The 20,514-nt window shown below is 36.3% G+C and carries 16 protein-coding genes; 11 read left to right on the forward strand and 5 right to left on the reverse strand.

All coding sequences use genetic code 11. The features are described 5' to 3' along the window. Positions 1–219 precede the first annotated feature (219 nt). The 6 genes from truA to purF all read left to right on the forward strand — a co-directional run bounded on the left by truA (position 220) and on the right by purF (position 6,066). On the forward strand, positions 220–1,002 hold the full coding sequence (gene truA, locus Q4493_RS07505; RefSeq protein WP_303451037.1) for a tRNA pseudouridine(38-40) synthase TruA: 783 nt from the start codon (positions 220–222) through the stop codon (positions 1,000–1,002). A 154-nt stretch (positions 1,003–1,156) separates the two neighbouring features. Further along, the gene (gene accD / locus Q4493_RS07510; RefSeq protein ID WP_303451040.1) at positions 1,157–2,014 is read left to right on the forward strand and encodes an acetyl-CoA carboxylase, carboxyltransferase subunit beta; all 858 of its coding nucleotides are present in this window, start codon (positions 1,157–1,159) and stop codon (positions 2,012–2,014) included. A gap of 38 nt (positions 2,015–2,052) precedes the next feature. After that, positions 2,053–3,315 (forward strand): bifunctional tetrahydrofolate synthase/dihydrofolate synthase, encoded by a 1,263-nt coding sequence (gene folC, locus Q4493_RS07515; RefSeq protein WP_303451043.1) that lies wholly within the window; start codon positions 2,053–2,055, stop codon positions 3,313–3,315. An 8-nt stretch (positions 3,316–3,323) separates the two neighbouring features. Next, positions 3,324–3,956, forward strand: a complete 633-nt coding sequence (locus Q4493_RS07520; protein ID WP_303451046.1) for an SPOR domain-containing protein — start codon at positions 3,324–3,326, stop codon at positions 3,954–3,956. Positions 3,957–4,040: 84 nt separating this feature from the next. Then, positions 4,041–4,529, forward strand: a complete 489-nt coding sequence (locus Q4493_RS07525; protein WP_303451049.1) for a CvpA family protein — start codon at positions 4,041–4,043, stop codon at positions 4,527–4,529. A 19-nt stretch (positions 4,530–4,548) separates the two neighbouring features. Further along, positions 4,549–6,066 (forward strand): amidophosphoribosyltransferase, encoded by a 1,518-nt coding sequence (gene purF, locus Q4493_RS07530; protein WP_303451052.1) that lies wholly within the window; start codon positions 4,549–4,551, stop codon positions 6,064–6,066. 83 nt (positions 6,067–6,149) lie between these two features. Here the strand turns inward: purF and Q4493_RS07535 are convergent, their stop codons facing one another. After that, the gene (locus Q4493_RS07535; RefSeq protein WP_303451055.1) at positions 6,150–6,749 is read right to left on the reverse strand and encodes a Yip1 family protein; all 600 of its coding nucleotides are present in this window, start codon (positions 6,747–6,749) and stop codon (positions 6,150–6,152) included. A 226-nt stretch (positions 6,750–6,975) separates the two neighbouring features. Next, positions 6,976–7,254 carry a hypothetical protein gene (locus Q4493_RS07540; RefSeq protein WP_303451058.1) on the reverse strand — a complete coding sequence of 93 codons (279 nt, stop codon included), beginning with the start codon at positions 7,252–7,254 and terminating at the stop codon, positions 6,976–6,978. Between the two features lie 351 nt (positions 7,255–7,605). On the opposite strand from Q4493_RS07540, the gene Q4493_RS07545 reads away from it, so the two are divergent. From Q4493_RS07545 to Q4493_RS07555, 3 genes are all read left to right on the forward strand, one after another. Continuing rightward, positions 7,606–8,244, forward strand: a complete 639-nt coding sequence (locus Q4493_RS07545) for an ANTAR domain-containing response regulator (RefSeq protein WP_303451060.1) — start codon at positions 7,606–7,608, stop codon at positions 8,242–8,244. Positions 8,245–8,647: 403 nt separating this feature from the next. After that, a complete protein-coding gene (locus Q4493_RS07550; protein WP_303451063.1) occupies positions 8,648–9,853 on the forward strand; it encodes an alginate export family protein in 1,206 nt (401 codons plus the stop codon). A gap of 232 nt (positions 9,854–10,085) precedes the next feature. Next, positions 10,086–10,880 (forward strand): alpha/beta fold hydrolase, encoded by a 795-nt coding sequence (locus Q4493_RS07555; protein ID WP_303451065.1) that lies wholly within the window; start codon positions 10,086–10,088, stop codon positions 10,878–10,880. 92 nt (positions 10,881–10,972) lie between these two features. On the opposite strand, the gene Q4493_RS07560 is transcribed toward Q4493_RS07555, so the two are convergent. Beyond that, positions 10,973–12,226: a cytochrome C gene (locus Q4493_RS07560; RefSeq protein WP_303451068.1), complete on the reverse strand. Its 1,254-nt coding sequence runs from the start codon at positions 12,224–12,226 to the stop codon at positions 10,973–10,975. A 369-nt stretch (positions 12,227–12,595) separates the two neighbouring features. Here Q4493_RS07560 and Q4493_RS07565 point away from each other — a divergent pair, with 369 nt between their 5' ends. Continuing rightward, a complete protein-coding gene (locus Q4493_RS07565) occupies positions 12,596–14,800 on the forward strand; it encodes a M3 family metallopeptidase (RefSeq protein ID WP_303451071.1) in 2,205 nt (734 codons plus the stop codon). A gap of 274 nt (positions 14,801–15,074) precedes the next feature. Here Q4493_RS07565 and Q4493_RS07570 read toward each other — a convergent pair whose 3' ends face one another. Both Q4493_RS07570 and Q4493_RS07575 read right to left on the reverse strand, forming a co-directional pair. Beyond that, positions 15,075–18,680, reverse strand: a complete 3,606-nt coding sequence (locus tag Q4493_RS07570; protein WP_303451074.1) for a transporter substrate-binding domain-containing protein — start codon at positions 18,678–18,680, stop codon at positions 15,075–15,077. A gap of 280 nt (positions 18,681–18,960) precedes the next feature. After that, the gene (locus Q4493_RS07575; protein ID WP_303451077.1) at positions 18,961–19,368 is read right to left on the reverse strand and encodes a nuclear transport factor 2 family protein; all 408 of its coding nucleotides are present in this window, start codon (positions 19,366–19,368) and stop codon (positions 18,961–18,963) included. Positions 19,369–19,663: 295 nt separating this feature from the next. On the opposite strand from Q4493_RS07575, the gene miaE reads away from it, so the two are divergent. Continuing rightward, positions 19,664–20,422: a tRNA isopentenyl-2-thiomethyl-A-37 hydroxylase MiaE gene (miaE, locus tag Q4493_RS07580; protein ID WP_303451079.1), complete on the forward strand. Its 759-nt coding sequence runs from the start codon at positions 19,664–19,666 to the stop codon at positions 20,420–20,422. Positions 20,423–20,514 lie beyond the last annotated feature (92 nt).

The following is a 20,514-nucleotide window of genomic DNA, read 5'->3' on the forward strand; positions in this document are numbered from 1 at the left end:
CATTTAATTAATGAGCAGCTGATAAAGCTGCTTTTTTGTGCGTGTTGATTAATATTTGATTTGGGAGTCTTTTTAACGGTTGCTTAGCTTAGGAAAGAAATTACTTTTACACTAGGCTCTCTTTGGGTAATTGAATCGATAAAAACTACTCAATAGCGACTCGCCAAAGTGTTAGAAATAGTAGATAATGCGCGAAAATTAACACGGGTTTAGAAAGTTATGCGCTATGCCTTAGGCATTGAATACGACGGAAGTAAATATTGCGGTTGGCAACGACAAAAGTCGGTTGTCAGTGTTCAGCAAACGTTAGAGACTGCGTTGTCTAAAATTGCCAATGAACCGATTGAAGTGGTTTGCGCAGGACGAACAGATACCGGGGTAAACGCCACTAATCAAGTGGTGCATTTTGATACGAACAACAAGCGTAAAGATGTGGCATGGACATTAGGTGTCAATACTCATCTTCCGCAGGATGTTGCGGTTTCTTGGGTACATGAGGTTAGTGAAGAGTTTCATGCACGATTTAGTGCCACTGCGAGACGATATCGATATATTATTTATAATAAAAGACTCCGTTCTGCCATTCTCAGCCATGGCTTAAGTTTTTGTCATTATCCATTAGATGAAAAATTGATGCATAAAGCCGCGCAATATTTGGTGGGGGAGCATGATTTTACTTCTTTTAGAACCGTACATTGCCAATCTCATTCTCCCGTTAGAACATTATCCCACTGTAATGTCAGTAGAAAAGGTGATTATTTAATTCTTGATGTAAAAGGGAATGCTTTTCTTCATCACATGATTCGAAATATTGCTGGCAGTTTGATGAGAGTGGGGCAAGGAAAAGAAACCGTTGAGTGGATAAATGAAGTGCTAGCAGCTAAAAATCGTTGTGTTGCTGGCATGACAGCCGCTGCAGAAGGTTTGTATTTTGTTGATGTAGATTATCCTACCAAATTTAATATTCCTAAGCGTCAATTAGGTCCTTTATTTTTAGAATAGTAAGAAAACAGACAAAACAGACCAGTTTTTTGTATTCAAAATACCGTAAAATATGCTCTAATTAGTGGTTATATTTAGGTATTATTAAAATTTTAATATTTAATGGCTTAGAAAGAGCCATTAAATAATTTTCGTGCATAGGCAAAGTTAAATTATGAGCTGGATTGAAAAGATTCTCCCGAAAGCAAAATCTACCCAAAAGCGTAATATTCCTGAAGGGGTATGGAGTAAGTGTAACTCGTGTAACGCGGTTTTATATAAGGTTGAACTTGAGCGCCAAATGTCGGTTTGTCCTAAATGTGATCATCATATGAGAATCAGTGGACGTAAGCGCATCGAAGGCTTTTTAGATTTAGGAGAGCGCATCGAATTAGGAGAAGAATTAGAAGCGCAAGATATTCTTAAATTTAAAGATTCAAAACGTTATAAAGACCGTCTGTCAGCAGCGCAAAAAAGCACAGGTGAAAAAGATGCTTTAGTGGTGATGAAAGGTGAATTACACGGCATGCCTGTAGTCGCTGCAGCATTTGAATTTTCATTTTTAGGTGGTTCAATGGCTTCAGTTGTTGGCGCTAGATTTGTGAAAGGTGTCGAATATTGTCTTGAACATAACCTGCCGTTTGTTTGCTTCTCAGCCAGTGGCGGTGCTCGTATGCAAGAAGCATTATTTTCATTAATGCAAATGGCTAAAACCAGTGCAGCTTTAGCTAAAATGAGCGAAAAAGGCTTACCTTATATTTCAGTACTTACCGATCCAACCATGGGTGGTGTTTCTGCCAGTTTAGCTATGCTTGGTGATGTTAACGTTGCTGAGCCTAAAGCATTAATTGGTTTTGCTGGCCCTCGAGTCATTGAGCAAACGGTACGAGAAAAATTGCCTGAAGGCTTTCAACGTAGTGAATTTTTATTAGAAAAAGGTGCAATCGACATGATAGTTGATCGCCGTGAAATGCGTGATACCTTAGCGCGTTTATTAGCTAAATTTACTGGATACGATTTAAAAGTTAGTTAATTGTTTTATAAAAAACACTAATTAAATCCAATACCTTTATGAAAAAAACACATCAAAGCCACTCAAGTCGAAATCTCGATGAGTGGCTTTCTTATTTAGAAAATATCCACAGTACTGAAATTGATATGGGCTTAGAGCGCATATCAAAGGTTGCTCAAAAATTAGCTATTAACTTTGAATTTACCCAAGTCATAACCGTTGCCGGAACCAATGGTAAAGGCACTACTTGTGCTTTTCTTGAAAATACTTTATTAGCTGAGCAACATTCGGTCGCTGTATATTCATCCCCCCATATTGAAAAGTTCAACGAACGCTTACGCATCAATAAACAGGATGTAGATGATACAGCCTTTATCCTCGCCTTTGAGCACATAGAGCAAACTCGCGGTGATATATCATTAACCTATTATGAATATACAACCTTAGCCGCTTTACTCATTATGATGGCTGAAAAGCCTAATTACGCCATTTTAGAAGTTGGTTTAGGTGGTCGACTAGACGCCACTAACATTATTGATGCAGACATTGCTGTGATCACCACGGTTGATTTAGATCATCAAGCCTTTCTTGGTGATAATAGAGAAAGCATTGGTTTTGAAAAAGCTGGCATTATGCGAGAAGGGCAACGTGTAGTCATCGGTGATAAACTACCGCCTAAATCTGTTTTAACACACGCTCAACAACTTAACACCCAAGTTTATCTCCGCGGTGTAGATTTTAACGTTGATTTATTAAATTTTGAAAATCGCTGGTGTTGGCAAAGTCAAAATAATACCTTTAATAATTTACCACAACCTTCTATTCCTAGAGATAATATAGCCACCGCAATTATGGTCCTCGAATTACTTGGGGTTACGCTTGATGAAAAAAAACTGGTGTCTCTAATTGCTTCGACTAAAGTTGCTGGTCGTACAGAGCGGATAGCTGGCCATTGTAAAATTATGTTAGATGTCGGCCATAATCCATTGGCTGCTCGTTACTTAGTCGAACAGATTGCTTTATTGTCAGCAACTAAAGTACATGCTGTAGTTGCTATGTTGGCAGATAAAGATATTTTAAATACGTTAACCCCTTTAATATATTCGGTAGATTGTTGGTATTTGGCAAGTCTAGATGTACCTAGAGGCGCAAACGCTGCACAACTCGAATGTCACCTGTCAAATAACGCGAATCAACTATTAACTTTTGACAATGTCATTGATGCCTATAAAATGGCTCTTTCACAAGCTAAAGAAAGTGATTTAATCCTTGTTTTTGGATCATTTTTTACCGTTGCTCAAGTTAAAAGCTTTATAAAATAGGAGTTATCTTGTCTACACCTTTTCAAAATAGATTAGTCGGTACTATGATAGTTGCAGCCGTTGCGATTATTTTTTTACCTGATGTGCTTGATGGCGATAAAAAAACTTATCAAGAAGAATTTGATAAAATACCAACCGCACCGAAAGTAGACTTTAAACCACAAAATCAATCATTTCCTGATGACAAATTAGCCGTTTTACCAAAAGAAGAAATAAGTGAAGAAATAGCACTTGATGACGAAGTTGAAGAAAAAGAAAACCAAACGATAGCTAATGATAATGCTATGCCAAAGAATGAGGCATTCAACGATGAAAAATCTTTAGCGAGTGTTAAAAGCGATGATGTGAAGCCACAAGCTGTAGTAACAAAAAATATGCCCGAGAAAGCTGTTGCTCAACAAGCATGGGCAATACAACTTGGTAGCTTTAAGCATAAGAAAAATGTTAATGAACTGGTGAAAAAGCTTGAATCGGCTGGCTATACGGTTTTTACAAGACCGATTAAAACCAAAAATGGTACTTTAACGAAAGTGTTTGTTGGGCCAGAATTAATTAAAAGCAGTCTTGAGAAAAAAATCCCTGCATTGAAGACCTTAACTAATGTGCAAGGAAAAGTTGCCCGATTTACGCCAACTAGATGATAAAAATATTAGCTAAATTGCTCGTGGTTCTGTTAGAATGCGCGCCACTATTTATTAGTTAATTTAATTGAGAACTCTCGATTTATGGTTTGGATAGACTATGCCATTTTGGCTGTCATAGGTATTTCCACGTTAATTAGTTTAGTTCGTGGCTTTGTTAAAGAAGCTGTGTCGCTAATTATCTGGATCAGTGCCTTTTTTATCGCGAGTACTTTCTATGCCAAACTTGCCACCTTATTAACGAATATTTCTGATCCTTTTCTGCGTAATGGCGCAGCAATTACTATTCTCTTTATAACAACCTTAATTTTAGGGGCCTTAGTTAATTACGTTATTGCTCAACTGGTAACAAAAACAGGTCTTTCAGGTACAGATAGAGTCTTAGGGATTGTCTTTGGTGCCCTTAGAGGAGCATTGATTGTAAGTGCAGTGCTTTTCTTTATGGATGCATTTACCCCCTCAGCATCAAGTGACTGGTGGCAAAGTTCTCAATTGATCCCAGAATTCAAATTAATAATTGAATGGTTTTTTGAATATCTCAAACAATCATCCAGTTTTCTAAAACAAGCTTAGTTCGGCGGAGAAAAACAGCATGTGTGGTATAGTTGGTATTGTTGGTAATACACCAGTAAGTCAATATTTATATGACGGTTTAACAGTTCTACAGCACCGCGGTCAGGATGCTGCAGGGATTGTAACGATTCAAAATAACACCTTTCGCCTGAGAAAAGGCAATGGTTTAGTAAAAGACGTTTTTCATACGCGTCATATGCTGCGATTACAAGGTAATATTGGTATCGGACATATCCGTTATCCAACTGCGGGAACTTCTAGTTCTTCAGAAGCGCAGCCTTTTTACGCTAATTCACCGTTCGGTATTTCCTTAGCGCACAATGGTAATTTAACCAACGCTGAAGAATTAAAAGAATGGCTATACAAAGAAGCTTGTCGTCATGTAAATACTACTTCTGATTCTGAATTATTACTCAATATTTTAGGTCACGAATTACAAAATATCGGTAACTTTACTTTAACACCGGACGATATTTTTACTGCTATTGCTAATGTTCATAAACGTGTTCGTGGTGCATATGCAACAGTAGCGTTAGTGATTGGCAATGGCATGGTTGCTTTTCGAGATCCTAACGGTATTCGCCCTCTTGTTTTTGGTAAAAGAGAAAGCGAAAAAGGTACCGAGTATATGGTTGCTTCTGAAACAGTCGCATTAGATGCCTGTGATTTTGAGTTTATCCGTGATGTTGCCCCCGGAGAAGCTATATACATTACTGAAGATGGACAGTTTTTCAGCAAGCAATGTGCAGAAAACCCAACCTTCAGTCCTTGTATTTTTGAGTATGTTTATTTTGCGCGCCCTGATTCAACCATGGATAAAATTTCTGTATACGCGTCACGCGTTGAAATGGGGAAAAAGCTAGGTGCAAAAATAAAGCAAGAATGGGCTGATGAAGATATCGATGTTGTTATTCCAATTCCTGAAACATCATGTGATACGGCCTTGCAGATTGCGCAAACATTAGATTTACCTTACCGACAAGGTTTTGTAAAAAACCGCTATATTGGCAGAACTTTTATTATGCCAGGTCAAGAACAACGTAAAAAATCTGTTCGTCAAAAGTTGAATGCGATCAGTGCCGAATTTGCGGGTAAAAATGTATTGTTAGTGGATGACTCTATTGTGCGTGGCACAACCTCTGAGCAGATTATTGACATGGCGAGAGCATCGGGCGCTAAAAAAGTTTATTTTGCTTCAGCGGCACCAGAAATTCGTTTTCCAAATGTATATGGCATCGATATGCCTAGTGCAACGGAATTAATTGCTCATGGTCGTGAGTTAGATGATATTTGTGATTTAATTGGTGCTGATAAACTAATTTTCCAAACGATCGACGATTTAGTCAGTGCAGTTTCGGTGGCTAACCCTGATATTAAAGCCTTTGAAACATCCGTTTTTAATGGCCAGTATGTCACACAAGATATCGATCAAGGTTATTTAGAACGATTAGATGCACTGCGAAATAACGAAACAAAAGAAAACTCAGATAAAAATGCCGATTCTATTATCGATATGCATAATGAAGGTGCTGAATAAATACCTTTTATTGAAATTAGCTCATTAAAAAAGGCACCTTAGGTGCCTTTTTTGTGATAACTCATTAAGTTTGGCTTATACGGTTAAGAAATGTATTCAGTACCGAAGCCCATGCCAAACATAATAGCACTCACTGCCATCAAAGAAACGAGTAAAACCAAGCCACAAGTGACTACAGAGCTAGCATAAATAAAGCCTTTTTCCTCTGGGATATTCATCATGATTGGAATACCTGAATATAGTAAATACACTGAATAAGAAAGCGCAGCTAGCCCAGCTAAAGTGACAAACCATAAAACAGGATAAAGCGCAGTAAGACCAACCATTAACAATGGTGTTGCTGTATAAGCGGCGAGTTCTAACGCTTGTGTGAAATCAGGTTTAGCATCAAATGTTTTTGCCATCCATTGAATAAGGTAGGCGAGTGCAAAGACGCCAATAACTAACCCCGCATACATAGCAACAGACATTGCTAATGCACTTGATTCAGATATTTTTATGGCATCCCCCGCACCAATTGTCCAACCTATATGCGCGGCAGCATAGTAACTACAAATTGCTGGAATCAATGCAATTGTTAGGATATGGACAAAACTGTACATTAAACTTTCATGACGTTTTTCGATGGTTTGCCATTCTTCTTTTGGATGAGCATAAAGCCCCCAGATATGATTTAAGATCATAATATTACCTCTTGCTGTCCCCAAAATATGTTGCTCGCGGAGAGTAACTTTCCGCTAGAACACTTACGTTCAACTTTTTTATTTTTTTATAGTTGATACCTTATTTATGAAATAACTGGAAGCGTACGTCAAGAAGAGTTTGAATTTTAGACAAGGTTTTTGAAAAATCCTCTGTTTTTATAATCAAAAACACAAAAAGGATTTTTTTATATAGTTAAATTAACTATCAACTGACTTTTACTCTCACTACGTTCATGATTTCAATATCAAAGCCTGCCACGGATTCAGAACTCGGATAATAAGTCATATTGACTCGTTGACCTTTTAAAGTTTGATAGAGCTTTTTACGTTTATATTTAAAAGGGACATCAAGATTATCAATCATGATGGTATTTAATATCCAATCATCTACTTCTCGTTGCACGTGTGAAATCACTTTTAGGTTTTCGCTATGAACTAGATCTTGGTGCTTATTGATTAGTTTTTTAATGTTTTTCTGAGTCATAAGTTATTAGTAGGCTATTTATAGCAATGTGATTGGTTAAAGCTAATAAAATGATTTTACGTGACAGACCATAAATAGTTAAGTAAATGGGTTAATTTAACCCATCATCGATATCTCGAGCTCACTTTATCAATTGAAAATATTCTTGCTAAATTGTTTTGAAAATTTGTTTGTTTTATTTCAATTGCACTTTTATTTTGGTGCAAACCAATGAGATATTAGCTTTTATTTTATTTAACCAATTGAAAGTAAAGGATTAATTATAGTGGTGCGAATTTTGTATATCAAGTTCAATACCGTACTTTTTAAAGGTACGGCAAATTAATTCAGGTAACTCAATTGAGACATACTATGGAACAAACATTAAACAAGAAAACATTACCAGTAGATCTGAGTAAAAAAACGATTGCGGTAATGTTAATTGAAAAACAACCGAGTAATCACTCGTTATTAAAAGAAGCGCTAATTGACTTTGGCTATCATGTAACTAAACATATTTCATTTAATGAAAACATTTTAGAGGAGATTGATATTTGTACGCCGGAAATACTCATTTTAGTGACTGACTCACCAAGTCATAAAATGTTAAAGGATCTTGCTGAGGTGAACCAACTTCATCCTTTGCCAATAGTAATCTTTTCTGAAAATGATTCGCCTAATGTCATTCAGCAAGCGATTAAATCTGGGGTCAGTGCATATGTGGTGAATGAAATTTTACCTCAGCGCATACAGAGCATTATTTCTGTTGCTAATGAGCGATTTAAAGCGGTTCAGTCACTACGCAACGAACTTAAACAAGCAAAAGTACAGCTTGAAAGTAGGAAGTATATTGACCGAGCCAAAGGCTTATTAATGGAACAAAAACGAATGAGTGAAAACGAGGCATATAAAACACTGAGAAAAATGGCGATGGATCAAAGTTGCTCATTAGCGATAGTGGCAAAAAACATCATAGATGTATGCCAGTTATTATCGCCAGCGAGATCATAGCTTTATTGTTTAAAGGTTAAGGTATTTAACTTTATCGTAAATAAAATATTGAAATTAAACAACGTTATAAATGAACATTATATGGACACAATGTGTTATTGAAACGAACTATTAATCCTTGTTTTAGTTTAAAAAACGAATAGAGCAATACCTTGATCGTGATCACACTTTACCATAATACATCGATGTTAAAATTTAATGACTGAAGAATAACGGATCTAATACTTAGTGACCAATTTTTTAGAAATGAAAGAATTCCCAGTGAAAATGGAAAATCAAGATATTCACACTGAATACCGTATTAATTAACAATACATTCAAAAAATTATAAGCAAAAAAACGATTACTCGTTAATTAGTATCACGCTGAAAAATTTTAATAAAACCCGACAGAGAAATAACGCATGAAACTCAATAAAACTACTTTATGTCTTGCTTTAACATTGGCGAGTTCTTATTCAACCACTGTTATGGCGAATGATATTGCTACCGCTTTGTCTAATGGTAAAGCAACCGTTGATCTAAATTTACGCTATGAAAATGTTGATCAAGATAACGCTTTAAAAACAGCAAGTGCCTTAACGTTACATACACGCCTTAGTTATGCTACCGGGGAAGTGAATGGCTTTTCTTCACTGGTAGAATTTGAAGATTCACGTAATGTTTTGGGTATTGATGATTATAATAATACTTTAGGTAAAAACACCGATCATTCAGTCATTGCAGATCCTGAATCAACAGAAGTTGACCAAATGCTATTACAGTATAAACAAGAAAGTTTTACGGCAAAATTGGGGCGACAAGTGATCACGATGGATAATCACCGCTTTGTTGGTCACGTAGGTTGGCGACAAGATAGACAAACGTTCGATGGTATTACTTTCGATTATAACGCCTCAGAAAACTTATCTTTTAAATATGGTTATATTACTCAACGAAATCGAATTTTTGCTGATGGCAAAGATATTGACTCAAAAGATCATTTATTTAATGCCGCGTATAAAACTCAAGCGGGAACAATATCAGCGTATAGCTATTTATTAGAAGTTGATAATAATAGTGATAATGCTCTTGATACATACGGTATACGCTTTAATGGCGCGACTCAGTTTGATAAACAAAAAATCACCTTTGCTTTCGACTATGCAATACAAGATGCCGATGCTTCGAGTACAAGTTATTCAAGCAATTACTTATTAGCTGAAGTTGGCACTACGGTGTCAGGTTTAGGCTTCAAAGTAGGTTACGAATTATTAGGCTCTGATGACGGTATGTACGGTTTCTCTACGCCTTTAGCGACATTGCATAAATTTAATGGTTGGTCAGATCAATTCTTAGCAACACCAAAAGAAGGATTAAGTGATATATACGTCAGTATTGGTGGTAAAGCTGTTGGTGGAAAATGGGCGGTTATTTATCATAACTTTAATGCCGATGAAGCAAGTGATACGGTTGATGATTTCGGTTCAGAAATTAATGCCGTATACACTAAAAAGTTTTCAAAACATTATACTGCGGGCATTAAGTTTTCGGCATATTCAGCCGGTGATCCTGCTACGGGTAAAGTAGACACTGATAAGCTTTGGTTATGGGTTAACGCTAAATTTTAATTAATTAGCGTGTTAACCAGCTGTTTAGCTGGGAAAACAGTAAAAGTAAAAAGTGATAAGGCTATCTTTATCACTTTTTTTGTTTTAATTATTAAGGTGATAGTTCAACTTAACAGAGAGAGCAGATAAGTTTTTTTACTTTTTTAAAAAACTTATTCGGAGCTTGCTTGATATTTCGTTATACTTGTCGAACTAAAGTTGTCATTTTATCTCGAGTAGGTCACTTCCTTTAATGGACAAATCAGTTCTTTTTCATACCATCTATCCACATAAAACCAGTAAAGTTTGGGTGGTATTTATCCACGGGGCGGGTGGTAGTTCTGCTATTTGGTTTAGGCAAATAAGGGCCTATCAGAAAAAATATAATATTCTTCTGTTAGATCTTCGCGGGCATGGAAAATCAACTAACTTAGTTAAAAGCTTTGTCGATAATAATTATTCTTTTAACCGTGTTTCCGAAGATATTATTGATGTTTTAGACCATAACAATATTAAACATGCGCACTTTGTCGGTATATCGTTAGGCACCATTATTATCCGTAATATTGCTGAAATTGCACCCGAGTATGTTTCAAGTATGGTACTTGGCGGGGCAATTACTCGTTTTAATACACGTAGTAACTCATTGGTTTATTTAGGTAATGCGTTTAAATACTGCGTACCCTATATGTGGTTATATCGCTTATTTGCTTTTATTATGATGCCGAAAAAACGCCATAAAGAATCGCGATTATTATTTGTACGCGAAGCTAAGCGTTTATGTCAAAAAGAATTTCTACGGTGGTTTAAATTAGCCATGGAAGTGAATCCATTAATGCAATATTTTAAAGAAAAAGAAATTGATATCCCTATTTTATATATTATGGGTAAAGAAGATCATATGTTTCTTGGGCCGGTCAAAGACATGGTTAAGCATCATAAAAATAGTTTATTGCACACTATTCAACGATGCGGCCATGTGTGTAATGTTGAAAATCCAGATGCCTTTAATGAGCACTCTATTGCGTTTATTGACCAACAAAGCTAATGGGTAATATCGGATATCACTTAATATATGTCACTTAGATAATAGCCAAGTAACAATTCAATTGAGCAATTCAAGAGTATTCTATTGTTTGTTTATTCAATATTCACTCTGATAATTTTATTTGTACTACTTTGATGGATTAATAAATCGCCATCGCGAGTTGGACGCATATGCCTAATAATGCCAGCATATACTTTACCTGATGGAATAGCCCAACTTTGAAAGGTTTCCGTTATTGGGTCAAATTTAACCAAAGTATCTGGTCGCATACCTGATTCATTATACCAAACCATATTATCAATCACGGCAATAGCATAAGGGTGCGATTTGCTGCCACTAGGTGATGGCCATTCTTTTATTTCACCAGTGAATGGGTTATATCGACCTAGCTTACCTTGCGATGAATTCACATACCAAATCATGCCGTCGTTAGCGATATCTAAACGTCTGACGCGTGTTGCTTCATTGGGTAACATCACGTCGGTTAACTTCATGGTTATTGGATCAACTTTTACTAAACAATTTCTGCCATTACAGGCCACCCAAGGTGTGCCTTTGTCGTCTATTTTGATGCCATAAGGTTTTGAACGAGGAGCATTCATCGTTACCAGTTTTATTTCACCCGTTATTGGGTCTAACCGACCGATCATATTACTGTGTTGCAGGGTAAACCATAAGATGCCTTTTTCGTCAAAAATAGCGGTGTGAGGATCTTTCGCTTGTTCGTCAGGCATTTTATATTCAGTGATTTTTTTGGTTTGAATATCTAACTTGCCAACACTGCCATTTTTATTGCCTGTATACCAAATATTGCCAGCTTTATCTGTAGTTACAGAATGAGGCATCGCATTTTCTGGTAAAAAATATTCTTTCATTTCACCGGTGTTAGGATTAATTTGACCAATTAAATTTGCCCGTTGTCCTGCCCACCAAATAGTACCGTCCGCTGCCTCTATAGGATCACGAGAACGCTGCCCTAAAGTAGGCGTTTGCCATTGTGTGAAACTAATTTTTGTCTCACCACCGAGCAATGTTGGAGTGCGTAGGGTGTTTGGTGAGTAATTAGTGGCTAAATAATTAAAAAGTTGTTGTTCAACTTTTGGTTGGTTGGATAAGTTAATCATGGTGCTGGTTAACGATTTCCAATCATCTGCACTATAACCAGAGCTACGTGTGATCATATTGGTGCGATGACAACCAGTACAATATTGCTCGACTAAGGCTTTACCTTTGGCGTGTTCGCTATCATTAATAAGTTCCAATCCCGATGCTTGATTAACGACAGTTACTCCAATAAGAAAGGCGATACTAGTCAAAAGCGACTTTGTTAACGTATGAATTCGCATAGAGATTTTCCTCTAAAGATTGAACATATATTCAAGCTTATTCAATGGGAGTTGAACTTTCAAATAAACTTGAAAGATATCTTGGAGAGAAGGGGGAAAATAGAGGTATCTCTCCCCCCTAATATTGCTTTCACAAATAATGCGCGATACGTTGTTCTTACTTATATATTTTTCTATTTACTCAAGTTATAACAATAATGTTCAAAAATGTTTACTTCCATGTCAAACCTGACATGTTTAGAAACACCTTTCATAGATCGCAGTTATTGTATCGGTCAAAGGCTTAGTTTATTCTCAATAGTTACTGAATGCGCCTATGGCGTTTTTTAATGGCCACATTTTAAAGGCTAATTACTTAGAGAGGTATCAATGCGATTCACTATTTTAAGCCGGAAACTCTTATTAAGCGTTTCTAGTGCTGCGATGTTAGGCATAGCAGCCACACCAGCAATAGCTGACGATCATGGAAAGACACTGGCAAATGCCAAAAATAAAGTTACTGCAATGAAAGAAAAAGGCGCAGCCGTAAAAAACAATAGTATATTGCAAACATGGCAAGGACCTTATGATGGAGTTCCTGCTTGGGATAAAGTTAACGTTGCTGATTTTCCAAATGCCTTTCAAGCGGTTATGGAAAGAGTAAAAGCGGAAATTAATGTTATTCGCGATAATCCTGCACCAGCAACCTTTGAAAATTTCACCTTACCAATGGAACTTGCAGGCAGCTTCGCTGATGAAGTTTTCTCTATTTGGGGTGTTCATTCAAGTAATTTATCTAATGAAGAAGTTCGTAAAATTCAAGGCGAATGGATGCCAAAAGTATCAGCATTCTTTGATGAGTTGACGCTTGATCCTAAGTTACTTGAAAAAACTAAAACGGTTTATGACAACAGAAAAAAAGCAAACTTAAACGCACAACAACTACGTTTAGTTGAGCGTAATTATGAACAGTTAGTCAGAAATGGTGCTTTATTAAAAGGTGAAGTTAAAGAAAAACTTATCGCGCTTAATACTGAGTTATCAAAAGCATTTAACGAATTCTCAAATAAAGTATTAGCAGACGAAGAAACCTATATTTATTTAACTGATAAAGCTGATTTAGCAGGTTTACCTGAAAGCTTTATCGCCTCAATTAAAGGTGCTGCACAAGCGCAAGGTAAAAAAGGGTGGGCGTTGAAAAATACTCGTTCAGTGATGCAACCTTTCTTACAAAATTCAACAAGACGTGATTTACGTGAAAAAGTATATAACGCTTATATTAATCGTGGTGATAACGGCGATGCCAACGATACGAATGCTACTATCGCGAAAATTTTAAAATTACGCGCCGATCGCGCTAAAGTGTTAGGTTTTAAAACTCATGCTCATTACCGAATGGCTGATACGATGGCTAAAGAGCCAGAAGCGGCTATGGATTTAATGATGAAAGTTTGGCCAGCAGCTATTGGTCGTGTTAAAGAAGAAGTTGCTGACATGCAGAAAGTGGCTGATGCAGAAGGCGCAAATATTACCATCGCTCCTTGGGATTATCGTTTTTATGCAGAAAAAGTTCGTAAAGCAAAATATGACTTAGATGAAGCTGAAATTAAACCTTACTTTAAGCTTGATAATATGGTGAATGCTATGTTTGATGCGGCAGGTAAGCTTTATGGTATGTCATTCAAAGAAAATACCGGTAGTGTGCCTGTTTTTGATCCAGAAGTGCGTACTTTTGAAGTGAAACGTGGTGACAAAGTCATTGGTCTTTTCTACCTTGATAACTTTGCCAGAGCAGGAAAACGCTCAGGCGCTTGGATGACGACTTACCGTAGTCAGCATGATTTAGGTGGTAAAAACCGTTATGTGTTAGCGTCAAATAACAATAACTTTGTTAAAGGTGGTGAAGGTCAACCTACGCTTATTAGTCTTGATGATGCGTCAACGCTTTTTCATGAGTTTGGCCATGCCTTACATTACTTAAACTACGATATTACTTATCCAGGTTTAGGTGGTACACCAAGAGATTTCGTTGAGTACCCAAGTCAAGTAAATGAAAACTGGTTACTTACGCGTTACATCTTAGATAATTATGCTAAGCATGCACAAACGGGCGAACCTATGCCGCAAGCGTTAGTTGACAAAATCAACAAATCAAAAACCTTTAACGAAGGGTTTGCCACGGTTGAATATTTATCATCAGCTATTGTGGATATGATGTTACATAATCGCGAAGAGCCGGTGACTGATCCAGATGCGTTTGAACGTGAAACATTGAATAAAATCGATATGCCAAAAGAAATTGTCATGCGTCATCGTTTACCGCACTTTAATCATTTGTTCTCATCTGATTCATATTCAGCAGGTTACTACAGTTATTTATGGTCTGAAACCATGGATGCAGATACATGGGCAGCCTTTGAAGAAGCAGGCAATGTATGGGATAAAGAAACAGCAGAACGTTTCCGTTCGGTGATACTTGCTACAGGTAACGAAACTGATCGTAAAGAAGCGTATCGTAAATTCCGTGGTCGTGATCCTGAAGTTAAATACATTTTGAAAAAACGTGGTTTTCCTGTCCCGAATGAAAGTAAATAATCTTCTTTAAAGAGCAGTGAAAATCAAAGGGAGCGATAATTCGCTCCTTTTTTATCTCTAAAAGTAAAGTGATTACAGCTTGTTATTGACTCATAACGGATTAATGGGAGCTAGCAGTAATTAATCGTGTTAATGTTTAGTGCTAGTCTTGTATTCCAGAGAAAATGAAGTGTAGGGTGATTCATTTTCATTGTTTATGACTGTAATGGAACGAATTACATAGTTGTAATTATTGTCTAAAACATGATTAAAGATTAACCGTTAAATGATTACTTTATTTTAACCAACGCGTTAACACTTCTTCGAGTTTATTCGGGTTTACAGGTTTTGATATGAAGTCGTCCATTCCGACAGAGATACACTTAGCTTGATCTCCTTTCATAGAGTTTGCCGTCATGGCGATTATTGGTATTTTTCTATTCAATACTTCAGAGTGTTCTGCTCTAATATTTTTCGTTGCTTCATAACCATCCATAATGGGCATTTGGCAGTCCATTAGCACTAAATCAAACGGTAAATCTTTTAAAGAACTAAGTGCTTCTTTACCATTCGCTGCTACATCAACTTGTATGCCGAACTTTTGCAGTAATCCTTGTGCAACCCGTTGATTTATGGCGTTATCTTCTACCACTAACACTCTTGCTTTAAATTGAGGAATTTGATGAGCTGTTAAATGGTTAGTAAGCTTTTTGTCTGAAGCGTTCACGCCAGAAACTTTTTTCAGGGTTTTATATAAAATAGATTCATCGATTGGTTTGTTTAAATAACCATTAAAGCCAACGGCTTTAAGTAAATCGCTATCGCCTCTAAGACCTTGTGAAGTCAGCATTACTAGGCGTGTATCTGCTAGATTTTTTTTACTTTTTATTACTTTACCTAATTGTACGCCATCCATTTCAGGCATTTGCATATCTAAAATTGCAATTTGAAAAGGTGAGCCTTGATCAGCAGCCTCATTAAGTGTTATCAAAGCATTTTTACCTGAATCAACCGCAGTACTTTTTGCCTGCCATTTGTTTAATAATTGCGTTAATAAGGTTCTGTTCGTTAGGTTGTCATCTACGATGAGTATTTTTTGATCTTGTAGATTATCGAGCGATTCTTTAGATAAAGCGCAATGGGCGTTTTCAACATTTAATGTGAACCAAAATGTTGAGCCTTGACCTTCTGTACTTTTTACCCCTATTTCACCTCCCATCATTTCTACTAATTGTTTGCTAATCGTTAAACCTAAACCAGTGCCACCAAATTTCCGGGTTGTTGAATTGTCTGCTTGACTAAATCTTTCAAACAGGTTCTTTTGTTTCTCTTTACTGATCCCTATTCCCGTATCTTTAATTTCAAAGCATAATTTTGTTCGTTGTTTGGACTGTTCTACGACACGACAAAATACTGAAACTTCACCTTTGTCGGTAAATTTAATTGCATTACTGATTAAATTATTAAGTATTTGTCTAATCCGGCCAGGATCAGCGATATAAGATTGGTTGGACATGCTATTGCCAGGACAAATTAAGTCTAATCCTTTTTCGTGTGCCTGAAAAGCAATGCTACTCCCGATTTCATGTAAGAGTATACTCAAATCAAATTCAAGTGGTTCAAGATCTAACATTCCCGCTTCAATTTTAGAAAAATCTAGAATATCGTTAATAATAATTAACAAAGATTCAGCACTGTATTTTACGGTTGAAGCAAAGTTTATTTGCTCTTGTGTTAATTGGGTGTCAAGCAAAAGGTTGGTCATACCGATAACACCATTCATTGGTGTGCGGATCTCGTGACTCATGTTTGCTAAGAATTCATTTTTCGATTCATTGGCAACTTCCGCTTGTTTTTTTGCGTCAGCTAAACGTGCTATGGCTGATTTTTGACGGGTAATATCTGTTAGAACAGAAATGTAGCCACCAAGCTTATTTTCATTATTGTAAAAAGGCACTATGGTTGTATCTACCCAAAACCGTTCGCCACTTTTCGTGCGGTTACAAATTTCACCATTCCAATGGCCACCTTTTAAAACAATTAAATACATTTCGCGCCAAAAAGCCGATGGATGCTGATCAGATTTAAGTATGCTATGATTTCTGCCTATTAGTTCTTGATGACTATAACCACTAATCGCACAAAATTTGTCATTGGCATAAACGATATTGCCTTTAATATCAGAAACCGAAACAAGTGAATGTACGTCCATTGCTTTTTTTTGAGCGGCTAGATCACGCTGAGTCGCAATTAATTGCTGTTCATTTTCTTGGCGTATAGACACTTCTTTTTTAAGACGTAGATTCATTCGATAAAAGATAAAAATGATCAAGATTAAAAAGGCTAGTATCGGCAGAGACCAAAAAAGAATCGTAGTAATATTTGCGCCTGATTGAACATGAATGGATAACCAATTATTTGCGATGGCGGCACGTTGTTTTTCTGTCATCGATAGAAATGTTTTATTTAAAATAGGGACTAATGGTTCCAGCCCTTTACGAACCGCCATGGTTAATTCTAGTTTATATGGCGTAAAAGCGGTGATAATAATATCATTGAGTTTATGCTTATTGATTTCGTAGTTTATAGTCGCAATAGAGTCCATAAAAGCATCGATTTTTCCTGATTGTAAGAGCTTCAAACCTTCTTCTACGGTATTAACACTGATTAACTCAATATTGGGGTGTTTTTGCTGAATAAGTTCGTCATAGACATAATCAGTAATTAAACCGAGCTTTTTGTTGTCTAGCGAGCTTAAACTTTCGGCATAATAAGCATTTTCCTTACTTACTAGCACTAAGGATATTTCAAAGTAAGGTTCGGTAAAATTGATGTTTTTTGCTCGCTCTTCGGTAAAGAAAATAGCTGACATTACATCTACATTTCCTTGCTTAAACCCTGCAAAGGCTTGTGCCCAAGATAGTTCTTTTTGAGGCATGAAAGTTACGTTAAGCTTTGATTCGGCGTGCTTGATGTAATCTGCTGATATGCCACTAAACTCTTTATTTTCATCGTAAAATTCAAACGGTGCCCATTGAGGATCTACGCCGAGAGAAAAAGCATTATTTTTTAGTAACCAATTATTTTCTTCTTCAGTTAATAATGGCATATGAGGGAATGTATCAAAAAATGGTTTTAAGGCAGGTAGCCAATGTCTTTCTAATGCAACGACTTCTTCAACAGGAATATTTTCGATACCTTCATTAATCTTTGCTAATAATTCTGGTTGTTCTTTAGCAATTAAGCCGAAGACATTATTTGATAATATTACTTCGTCTGAAATAACGAATACGCCACTAATGCCTCTCTTCGCCAATTCAGCCATTGCATGGGGTAATTCTGCGATAACACCTTGAATTTCATTGTTGCTATCTTCTAATAAACGAGTGATTGCTTGATTAAAGTCTTCGTGATTAACCACGTTAACATTTGGAAAATTATTTTTAACATAAGTTTCTTGGTAGCTAAGGCGCTTGGTTGAAATTTTTATACCGTCAAGTTCACTGAGTTTTGTGGATTTATCGAAATTTCGCTTATAAATAACTCTGGATTGGACATTATGTATCGGTAAGGTAAAGTCTGCCCACTGTTCGCGCTCAGTATTTTTAAACAACCCAGCGTGCATGGTATTTTTTAGTTTAATTAACTGCAGGCCATCTTCGAGAGAGCGTAGCGAAATTTTAATTGGTGTATTGTTTGTTTTTGCCCATAGTTGCCAAAATTCTATATAAAGCCCACTTGGTGAGCCATTTGGTAACATAAAACTAAAAGGGTAATTTTTTTCTAGGGCTACAATATGTATAGGAGTCTTTTCTTTTGACGTATTTTCTTCAGCCAATGAACACGGACTACATAATAGCGTGGCAATAAAAAAGCAATGGAAGAGGATTCTTAATTTCATAATACTCATAGTAGTATAACTAAAGACATTTGTTTATTTTTAGTTTGTTTTTTAATGTATTAGCTATATTTTTAACATAAGTTTAAAGTGAAAAATATGGTTTAGACATTCTAGTGTGAGTCATTAAAAAGGTTTGGCTGATAAAAGAGAATAATAAACTCAAAGATTGTACATGCATCATAAGTTATGAGCAGACAAGTAAAACTCAAATCATGCTTACGTGAAGAGTGTAGTGTTAACCGATAATGGCAGTACTTTTGTGTAAAAGCTAAAACGAGTATTATGTAGTCAGTCCTGTCGCTTTAGCAACGTCTAAAGTGTCAATATGTTGTTGAAAACGTACGGCTTTACCTTCTTTCATTGTCCAAATATGTACCGCCTGAGGATTCATCGACACGCCTGTTTTTTTGAATGTGCCAACATATTTTCCGGTGGCTATTATGTGATCTCCAGCGTCATATAATGTATTCATATGTACGGCAAATTTATCCCACTCGCCACCACAACGTGCAAATACACCTTCTAAAACGGCTTGCGGGCCTTGGTAGGGATTGTTATCAGCATAAGGGAAATTTTCTGCTTCATTCCAGATAATATCTTCGTGTAATACAGCTAAAACATTTGGCATATCACCGTTTGTAAAAGCTGTATAAAGTTCTTTAATGGCGTCATAGTTTTGTGAAGACATGTTTTTTCCTTGTAAAAAAGTGTTGTTATAAAGAATGTTAAATTTTATTGTTATTTTAACGTGTTAAGGATGCAAATATTATCCGGTTCAAATTCAGTACTATAAATATAGGGCTTAAGAAAGCTTTACGCCAATTGTTTATCTTGAGGAAAATAAACGGTGATGCCTTTGTTTTTTAGTTATAAATAATGTTTAAATTTTCAGTTTTAATTTAATGTAAAAAAAGCACGTGAAGCTATTCGTCGTATGATAAAATTTGTGCATACCTTTAAGTTAAAACGAAAAATGATTAGACATGTCGATTCAGGAATTATTAACGCCAATTTTATCCTTCCTTAAATGTGAAACACCACAAGCGTGGCTTGATGAAGCCGTTAAAAAAGAGAATTTAGATATAATTCTCATTGATCACTTAATTTGCGAATTAAAAGCCGCGCAAAGTGCGATGTTTTTAATTCGAAAATATGCCGTAGATAAAGAAAGTGCCAATGCACTTTTAGCTTGGCTTGAACCTTTTGAGACCTTTATTTATAAACGTGAAGGTGATTGGCGTGAATTACCAGCAAAGAATAAGTTATCTAAAACGGTGATCCCAAAGTCAAATGCTAAATACGGACAAGATCTCATCGATAAAATGGTGGTGTTAATCAAAGAAGAACTTCATCATTTTTATCAAGTATTAGAAATAATGGATGAGTATGGTGTTGAATATAAAAGTATCACGCCATGTCGTTACGCAAAAGGTATGCTGCGTAATGTTAAAACGTTCGAACCTGATGCTATGGTTGATAAGTTAATTGTTGGGGCCTATATCGAGGCTAGATCTTGTGAGCGATTTGCCAAATTAGCGCCACATGTTGATAAACGCTTAGGGGATTTTTACATCTCATTATTACGCTCTGAAGCAAGGCATTATCAAGATTACCTCACTTTAGCCCAAGAAATATCAGGTCAGGATATTGCGGAACGAGTACAGTTTTTTGGTGAGGTAGAAGCCAAGCTAATTTTATCTGACGACCAAGACTTTAAATTCCACAGTGGCGTTCCTGCGTAAAGTCACTGACATATTCGCAATTTTTCTCAGTTCTGTTTATTATCTTTAGTTATTCGATAGAACTTCTTGTCTTTCAACGCTCATATAATAAT

The organism is Colwellia sp. 1_MG-2023, assembly GCF_030546755.1.
In the GTDB taxonomy this organism is placed as follows: Bacteria; Pseudomonadota; Gammaproteobacteria; order Enterobacterales; family Alteromonadaceae; genus Thalassotalea_H.